Source organism: Providencia rustigianii DSM 4541, assembly GCF_000156395.1.
In the GTDB taxonomy this organism is placed as follows: domain Bacteria; phylum Pseudomonadota; class Gammaproteobacteria; order Enterobacterales; family Enterobacteriaceae; genus Providencia; species Providencia rustigianii.
In genome coordinates this window covers 250,483-250,964 of sequence record NZ_GG703817.1, presented here as the reverse complement: position 1 = coordinate 250,964, position 482 = coordinate 250,483, and the positions used below count along the sequence as shown (strand labels likewise).

At 42.9% G+C, this 482-nt stretch carries 1 tRNA gene; it reads left to right on the top strand.

Features of this window, described 5'->3' with window-relative positions:
- Positions 1 to 114: 114 nt before the first annotated feature.
- Positions 115 to 190, top strand: a tRNA-Ala gene (locus tag PROVRUST_RS01230).
- Positions 191 to 482: the final 292 nt, after the last annotated feature.

The window sequence follows — 482 nt, the reverse complement described above, 5'->3', positions numbered from 1 at the left end:
CGTTATAGATTAACTCGTTTACTCATGTAAACGTCGTCAATCTATGCCTGGTCTTGATTCGATTAACTCTGAATTTCTTGCGAAAAGAAAAATCGATACTGGAATTACCTTTATGGGGCTATAGCTCAGCTGGGAGAGCGCCTGCCTTGCACGCAGGAGGTCAGCGGTTCGATCCCGCTTAGCTCCACCATAAATTTTTCTGATTATTCAGAATAGATTAGTCAAATAGTCTATTGCGAATAATTATGCTCTTTAACAATCTGGAACAAGCTGAAAATTGAAAACAACGCACATTGTTTTGCTTAAACAATGTGAGAGTCTCTCAAAAAATCTCAACTTGAACGTGTTTTTCAAACACACAAGCGAGTGGCATGAGCGAGCAGTGTGAAATTCAAGGCGGACAGCGTGCAGCAAGCGCAACGTACAGTAGTACGTGAGCATTGCGAACCCTGCCCAACGAAGAAGTTCACCACGCGCAACCA